This window comes from Streptomyces sp. NPDC054786, from assembly GCF_053611685.1.
This window is the reverse complement of the sequence record NZ_JBSHAW010000052.1, coordinates 49,474-56,715: the sequence shown is the minus strand read 5'-3', so window position 1 is coordinate 56,715 and position 7,242 is coordinate 49,474. Positions and strand designations below refer to the sequence as shown.

Here is a 7,242-nt window from a genome sequence, read left to right as displayed (position 1 = left end):
GGACCGGCGGGCCTTCGTCCGCCGGTCCCCGCCTGCCCCGCCGCGCGGTTCAGCGACCGCGGCTCACGGCCGCGTCCCGCCGCTCTCGCCACCGGCGTTCTCCCGTTCCGCCCGTGCCAGGTTCGAGCGGCGGTAGGAGTACGCGAAGTAGATGACCATGCCGACCAGGAACCACACCACGAACCGCACCCAGGTCTGCCAGGACAGGAACGTGATCAGCCAGATCGAGAAGCACACCCCGATCGCCGGGACCACCGGCATCCCCGGCGTGCGGAACGTCCGCGGCAGGTCGGGACGCTTGTAGCGGAGCACGATCACCGCGACGCAGACCACCACGAACGCCAGCAGGATGCCGATGTTGGTCAGTTCGGCGGCCTCACCGATCGGCAGGAAGCCCGCGATGACCGCGGAGGCGAAGCCGACGATCCAGGTCACCCGGGTCGGCACGTGGTGCTTGGGACTGGTCTTGGCGAACCACTTCGGCAGCAGCCCGTCCCGGCTCATCGAGAACCACACCCGGGTCACCCCGAGCATGAAGGTGAACATGACGGTCAGAATGCCGATGATCGCGCCGACCGCGATGACATCCGCCAGGCTGCTCAGGCCCACCGACTTGAACGCCGAGGAGAAACCGCTCTCCGGGTCGATGGACTTGTAGTTCTGCATACCCGTCAGCACCAGGCAGGCCAGGATGTACAGCACCATCGAGATCGCCAGCGAATACATGATCGCCTTCGGCATATGGCGCTGGGCGTCCTTGGACTCCTCGGCCGCCGTGCTCATCGCGTCATAGCCGAAGACCGCGAAGAAGACGGTGGCCGCCCCGGTGAAAGCGCCGCTCGCCCCGAACGGGAAGAACGGCGTGTAGTTCGAGGTCTTGATGTGGAAGAAGCCGACCGCGATCACCACGATCACCACGATCACCTTCAGGGCCACCACGACCGTCTCGAAACGCGCGGCGTTCTTGATGCCCAGCGTCAGCAGATAGGCGATCAGCAGGCACAGCACCGCGGCGAAGAGGTCCACCCGGTGTCCGGGACCGGTCCCCGGCGCGCCCATCATCCAGGCCGGCAGATCGACGCCGAGGTCAGTGAGCAGAAAACCCAGATAGCCGGAGATGCCGATCGCGACCACCGCCACGATCGCGGTGTACTCCAGCAGCAGATCCCAGCCGATGAACCAGCCCGCCACTTCACCGAGGACCGCATAGCCATAGGTGTAGGCCGATCCCGCCTTCGGGATCAGCCCGGCGAATTCGGCGTACGAGAAGGCGGCCGCGGCGCTCGCGATGCCCGCGATGAGGAAGGAGATCAGGACCGCCGGCCCGGCCTTCCCGTTGGCGACGGTGCCGGCCAGCGTGAAGATCCCCGCGCCGATGATGCCGCCGACGCCGATGGCCGTCAGCTGCCACAGGCCGAGTGCCCGGGTCAGCTGCTGGCTCGCGGTCCCTTCCGTCTCTTCGATGTGCTCGATCGGTTTACGGCGCAATACGCCCTGTCCAGCGCGCAGCCCCATGCGTCATCCCTCCGTACGCTCCATCGTGGTCCGACGGCGGATCATCATGGACCCTCAGGAGCGACTAAGGAAGGCGACTCCCTAATACTGCCGGGACTCGCCGGGAGACGTACACGGGAGAGGCGTCAATCGGCGTCCTCAAGCCGGAAACCGACTTTCAGGCCGACCTGGTAGTGGTCGATTTCGCCCTCGACGATATGCCCGCGGACCTGGGAGATCTCGAACCAGTCGAGATTGCGCAGGGTCCGCGAGGCGCGCTTGATGCCATTTCTGATCGCGTCGTCCACGCTCTGCTGGGACGTACCGACGATCTCGGTCACGCGATACGTGCGGTCGGTCACGGTGGTCTCCCTCGCCGGGGCGGCGCTCCGCCCGTCCACTGTCCACCGTGCCCCAGGGCGGCCCACCCCACCAGCGGGAGCGTCCGGACACGCGCTAGGGGACGACGGTGACCGGCCAGCGCCCGGCCTTGACCAGGCGCACCGCGACCGAGCCCATGATGCGGTGCCCGGCCGATTCCGAGGCACCGACCACCACCGCGTCGGCCTTGAGCTCGTCGGCCATCTGCACCATGCCGTTGTACGGGTCACCACGCAGGGTGTGGAACTCCCAGTGCAGGCTGTATATCCCCGCAAGCCGCTCGGTCGCCCGGCGGATCTCGGCCATCAGCTCCTCGGCGACCTCGTTGGTCGTATCCGCCACCGGGGCACCCATCGCCGCCCCGGCCGGCAGCACCGGCTGGACGTAGACCAGCACGAGCTTCGAGGACTGGCGCCTGGCCAGCCCCGCCGCATACGAGCCGGCACGCCACGACGAGTCGGAGCCGTCGATGCCGACGACGATGACCTTGGGGCCGTCCGTTCCGCGCTCGAACTGCGCGGCTGCGTTCTCCTCCACACCAGGGAGGTTATCCGCACAGGTGTGCTGCCGGCATGGCGGGCCGTACCGCCGGGCCCCGCGGAGGTGTCCGTCCTGCTCAGGCGGGGGCCGGCGGCCAGCTGTCCGGGGACAGCACGCCCAGTACGTACGCCCTGGCGACCAGCGCGGTACGGCCCTGCACCCGCCAGCGGCGGGCCAGTCGGGTGAGGTGGTAGTTCACCCCGTCGACCGTCAGCCCCAGCGCCGTACCGATCGACGCCGTGGTCGCGCCGCCCGCGGCCAGCGCCAGGATCCGGGCCTCCACCGGACTCGCCGACCCCCGCGGCGCCGGCAGCGGGTCACTCTCGCTCACCCGCAGCAGCGCCAGCAGGGCGGGCGGGTGCACCGAAGGGTCACCCACCGGATCGATCGTCAGCTCGCCTTCCCGCTCCGTCCCGTCCGACCCGGCGCGCCAGCGCACCTCGACCGGATAGCGCGAACGGCGCCCCAGGCGCAGGGCCTCGGTGAGCCGGTCGAGCTGGGCCTTCGCGCGGGGCTCGAAAAGGTCCAGCAGATTGCGGCCGCGCAGCGCTCCCGGGGCCGTGCCCCACTGCTCGGCCATCGCCGGATTGGCGATCAGCACCTCGCCGTGCGCCCGGCACACCGCGATCGGCGTGGGGATACGGTCCAGCAGAATCAGGAAGTAGTTGCGCCACGGGCCGCCCGCGTACGGCCCGGCCGGGTCGATATAGCCGCTCCCGCAGGCCGGCGCGCCCGTGCCGTCGGCGTCCGTGTCCGGCGTCCCGTCGCCAGTCCCGTTGTCCATTTCCCCTTCTCAGGTCCGCGCGCAAGAGCGAGCACCGAAAAACCACTGCACAATCATGCAGTTGTCCGGGCGTGACCTGCACGTGGGGGCCCTCACGCTGGAGGTATGACCGACACCATCGCGCTCCACAGCGACGAACGCGCCGCCGATGACGACATTCCGGTGGCCGACCTCACGGCGGCCGGGCTCACCCACACGCCCATCCAGCAGTCCATGGACCTCGCCCGGGTCCACGGCCCGGTCTTCAAGCGCAAGTTCGGCGACCGCGAGACGCTGTTTCTCTCCTCACTGGACCTGGTCACCGAGGTCGCCGACGAGTCCCGCTTCGCCAAGGGCGTGTCGGTCGTCCTGGAGAACGTCAGAGAGTTCGCCGGTGACGGTCTGTTCACGGCTTACAACGACGAGCCGAACTGGGCCAAGGCACATGAGGTCCTGATGCCGGCCTTCGCCCTCGGCTCGATGCGCACCTACCACCCGGCGATGCTCAAGGTCGCCCGCCGGGTCATGGCTTCCTGGGACCGGCGGGTGGCCGACGGCACGCCCGTCCAGGTCGCCGAGGACATGACCCGGATGACGCTGGACACCATCGGGCTCGCCGGCTTCGGCTTCGACTTCGAGTCGTTCTCCCGCGGCGACACCCCGCATCCGTTCGTCGAGGCGATGGTGCGCTGCCTCGAATGGAGCATGACGAAGTTCTCCCGCGACCCCGACGCGGACCACTCCGCTGCCGACGCGGCCTTCCAGCGTGACGCCGACTACCTCGCGTCGGTCGTCGACGAGGTCATCGCCGCCCGGACGCAGAGCGGGGAGAGCGGTGACGACGATCTGCTGGGCCTGATGCTCGGCGCCGGGGGCCAGGGGGACGGCGGACCGGCCCTCGACCTCGCCAACATCCGCAACCAGGTCATCACCTTCCTGATCGCCGGCCACGAGACCACTTCGGGCGCGCTCTCCTTCGCCCTCCACCACCTGCTCAAGGACCCGCTCGCGCTGCGCATGGTCCAGCGCGAGGCCGATGAGCTGTGGGGCGACCGGAGCGACCCCGACCCCTCGTTCGAGGACATCGGCCGACTGCCGTTCACCCGCCAGGTCCTCAACGAGGCGCTGCGGCTGTGGCCCACCGCCGCCGCCTTCACCCGGCAGGCCCGCGAGGACACGCTGCTCGGCGGCCGCTACCCGGTCAAGGCCGGCGAGCTGGTCACGGTGCTCACCCCGATGCTGCACCGCGACCCCGTCTGGGGCGACAACCCCGAGCTGTTCGACCCGTCCCGCTTCAGCCCGGAGGCCGAGGCAGCCCGCTCGCCGCATGCGTACAAGCCGTTCGGGACCGGTGAACGCGCCTGCATCGGGCGGCAGTTCGCGCTGCACGAGGCGACCATGCTGCTCGCCCTCCTCGTGCACCGCTACCGCCTGATCGACCACGGCGACTACCGGCTGCGCATCAAGGAGACGCTGACCCTCAAGCCCGACGGGTTCACCTTCACGCCGGCCGCCCGGACGCCCGCCGACCGGGCCGCGGTCCGCACCGCGCTGGCCGTGCTCCCCGGCGGCGGCGCCGGCACCGCGGACGACACCGCCACCGACGACGGGCTGCCGACCTGCGTCCCCCAGGGCACCGGCCTGCTGCTGTTGCACGGCAGCAACTACGGCACCTGCCGGGAGTTCGCCGAGCGGCTCGCCGACGAGGCCACCGGCCTGGGCTTCGCCACCGATGTGGCGCCGCTCGACGCGTATGCCGGTGCGCTGCCCGCCGACCGTCCCGTCGTCATCGTCGCCGCCTCCTACAACGGCCGGCCCACCGATGACGCCGCCGCCTTCGTCAACTGGCTCAACACCGCGCAGGACGGCGCCGCCACCGGCCTCCCGTTCGCCGTCCTCGGCGTCGGCGACCGCAACTGGGCCGCCACCTACCAGCACATACCGACCCTCATCGACGACCGGCTCGACGCACTCGGCGCCCACCGGCTGCTGCCGCGCGCCGAGGCCGACGCCTCCGGCGACCTGAGCGGCGCCGTCAAGGAGTTCACCGCGGCGCTGCGCACCCAGCTGCTGACGCGCTACGGCGACCCGGCGAGCATCGGCGCGAGCGCACCGGACGCCGAGGACACCGGGTACACCGTCACCGAGATCACCGGCGGCCCGCTGGACGCGCTCGCCGCACGCCATGACCTCGTCCCGATGACTGTCACCGAGTCCTACGACCTCACCGCACAGGACTGGCCGCGGCCCAAGCGCTTCCTGCGCATCGCCCTGCCGGACGGCGTCGGCTACCGCACCGCCGACCACCTCGCCGTGCTGCCGGCCAACGCCCCGGCCGCCGTCGAGCGGGCCGCCCACGCCCTCGGCGCCGGCCTGGACACCGTCCTCGCGCTGCACTCCGGCCGCCGCGCGAGCCGCGACACCCTGCCCGTCGACCGTCCCCTGACGGTCCGTGAACTGCTCACCCACCACCTGGAGTTGGGCATGCGCCCGACACCCGGGCAGGTGGCGCAGCTGGCCGCCCACAACCCCTGCCCGCCCGAGCGCCAGGCCCTGGAAAACCTCGCCGAGGACGACCCGCGCACCCTGATCGACCTGATCGAGGCCCACCCGGCGCTGCGCGGCGAGCTGCCCTGGCCGACGGTCCTGGAGCTGCTGCCGCCGCTGCGCATCCGGCACTACTCCCTGTCGTCCTCGCCGGCCGCCGACCCCCGGCACGCCGATCTGATGGTCTCGCTGCTGCCCGGCGGCACCGGCTCGACCCATCTGCACGCGCTGCGGCCCGGCGACACGGTCCTGGCCCGCGTCCAGCCCTGCCGTGAGGCCTTCCGCCTCGATGCGGCCGATGACACCCCCGTCATCCTGATCGCGGCGGGCACCGGTCTCGCGCCCTTCCGCGGGGCCGTCGCCGACCGTGTCGCCGCGGGCCGGCAGGCCCCCGCCCGGCTCTACTTCGGCTGCGACGACCCCACCGCCGACTTCCTGCACGCCGCGGAGTTCGCCGCGGCCGAAGCCGCCGGCGTCGTCTCCGTACGCCCCGTCTTCAGCGCACGCCCCGAGAACGGCCACCGCTTCGTCCAGCACCGGATCGCCGCCGAGGCGGCCGAGGTGTGGGAGCTGCTGCAGGCCGGTGCGCGGGTGTATGTCTGCGGCGACGGCAGCCGGATGGCCCCTGGTGTACGGGCCGCGTTCCGCGAGCTGCACGGAGCCCGCACCGGCGCCTCGCCCCAGGAGTCCGAGGCCTGGCTGCGCGAACTGACCGCCGCCGGCCGCTACATCGAGGATGTGTACGCGGCGGGCTGAGACCCGGCACCCCTCCCGGCGGGCCGGATCTTCCGGCCCGCCGGGGCCATGGTGGGGTGCGCTGACGGGCTACCGCACCGAGCGGTGAGTCCGCGGGGCGGGGAGCGGCGGTGCGTCCGCTACTCCCCGCTCCGGTCCTTCCCGGCCGCGCCCGGCAGATGGACGACCACCAGCGCGATCCCGGCGACCGTGAGATTGCGGGTCGCGGCCTCCAGCCCGTTCCACTCCTTGGACTGCCACATCGCGAACCACTCGCCGCCGATCGCGAGGAAGCCCGCCCCGAACAGCAGCACCACCATCAGCAGCCCGAGGGTGCTGATCTGCCGGGCCCGAGCGAAGCTGCCGCGCCGTGCGCCGACGGCCCACAGCGCGGTGGCCGCGAGCAGCACCACCGCGGCCACCGTCTCCCAGGCGATGACCGCCTGGTACGCGGCGTCCTGCAGCGCGTGCGAGGTGATGGCCCGCCACATCAGGTCCTGGTCCTTGAACGTGGTGTCCATGGCCAGCACATGGCGGACGAACTCCCGGTTGGTGTCGAAGTCGGTGATGTTGCCGAAGGCGACGAGCGAGACGCAGAGCGCGACCGTCCCGGTCAGAAGGGCCGCCGCGAGCGGCAGTCCGGTGCGTGGTGTGCTGTCGGTGCGTTGCTTGTCGGTCATGCGCTCTCCCCGGCCGGTTCCTGTCATCGGCTGTTTCCTTACCCGCCGTTCGCCCGCGTGGTCCCTCCGGTGCCGAACTCCCGTACGCTGCTGCCCGATCGA

The 7,242-nt window shown here is 71.3% G+C and carries 6 protein-coding genes; 1 reads left to right on the top strand and 5 read right to left on the bottom strand.

Going from position 1 to position 7,242, the window contains the following annotated elements; all coding sequences use genetic code 11:
• Positions 1 to 63: 63 nt before the first annotated feature.
• The 4 genes from ACWGI6_RS33300 to ACWGI6_RS33285 all read right to left on the bottom strand — a co-directional run bounded on the left by ACWGI6_RS33300 (position 64) and on the right by ACWGI6_RS33285 (position 3,199).
• Positions 64 to 1,515, bottom strand: a complete 1,452-nt coding sequence (locus tag ACWGI6_RS33300) for an amino acid permease (RefSeq protein WP_453270964.1) — start codon at positions 1,513 to 1,515, stop codon at positions 64 to 66.
• 125 nt (positions 1,516 to 1,640) lie between these two features.
• Positions 1,641 to 1,856, bottom strand: coding sequence for a dodecin (locus tag ACWGI6_RS33295; RefSeq protein ID WP_393905408.1), 216 nt, complete (start codon positions 1,854 to 1,856; stop codon positions 1,641 to 1,643).
• Positions 1,857 to 1,950: 94 nt separating this feature from the next.
• Positions 1,951 to 2,412 carry a universal stress protein gene (locus tag ACWGI6_RS33290; RefSeq protein ID WP_453270963.1) on the bottom strand — a complete coding sequence of 154 codons (462 nt, stop codon included), beginning with the start codon at positions 2,410 to 2,412 and terminating at the stop codon, positions 1,951 to 1,953.
• A gap of 79 nt (positions 2,413 to 2,491) precedes the next feature.
• Entirely contained in the window at positions 2,492 to 3,199 is a 708-nt protein-coding gene (locus ACWGI6_RS33285; RefSeq protein WP_453270962.1) for a PAS domain-containing protein, read from the bottom strand.
• 105 nt (positions 3,200 to 3,304) lie between these two features.
• Between ACWGI6_RS33285 and ACWGI6_RS33280 the strand changes: the two genes are divergently transcribed.
• Entirely contained in the window at positions 3,305 to 6,481 is a 3,177-nt protein-coding gene (locus ACWGI6_RS33280; protein WP_453270961.1) for a bifunctional cytochrome P450/NADPH--P450 reductase, read from the top strand.
• A 119-nt stretch (positions 6,482 to 6,600) separates the two neighbouring features.
• Here ACWGI6_RS33280 and ACWGI6_RS33275 read toward each other — a convergent pair whose 3' ends face one another.
• On the bottom strand, positions 6,601 to 7,140 hold the full coding sequence (locus tag ACWGI6_RS33275) for a DUF2165 domain-containing protein (protein WP_453270960.1): 540 nt from the start codon (positions 7,138 to 7,140) through the stop codon (positions 6,601 to 6,603).
• Positions 7,141 to 7,242 lie beyond the last annotated feature (102 nt).

Excerpts from the sequence above, each read along its gene's own strand:
- ACWGI6_RS33300 (WP_453270964.1), bottom strand. The coding sequence starts at position 1,515 with ATGGGGCTGCGCGCTGGACAGGGCGTATTGCGCCGTAAACCGATCGAG.
- ACWGI6_RS33275 (WP_453270960.1), bottom strand. The coding sequence starts at position 7,140 with ATGACCGACAAGCAACGCACCGACAGCACACCACGCACCGGACTGCCG.
- ACWGI6_RS33285 (WP_453270962.1), bottom strand. The coding sequence starts at position 3,199 with ATGGACAACGGGACTGGCGACGGGACGCCGGACACGGACGCCGACGGC.
- ACWGI6_RS33280 (WP_453270961.1), top strand. The coding sequence starts at position 3,305 with ATGACCGACACCATCGCGCTCCACAGCGACGAACGCGCCGCCGATGAC.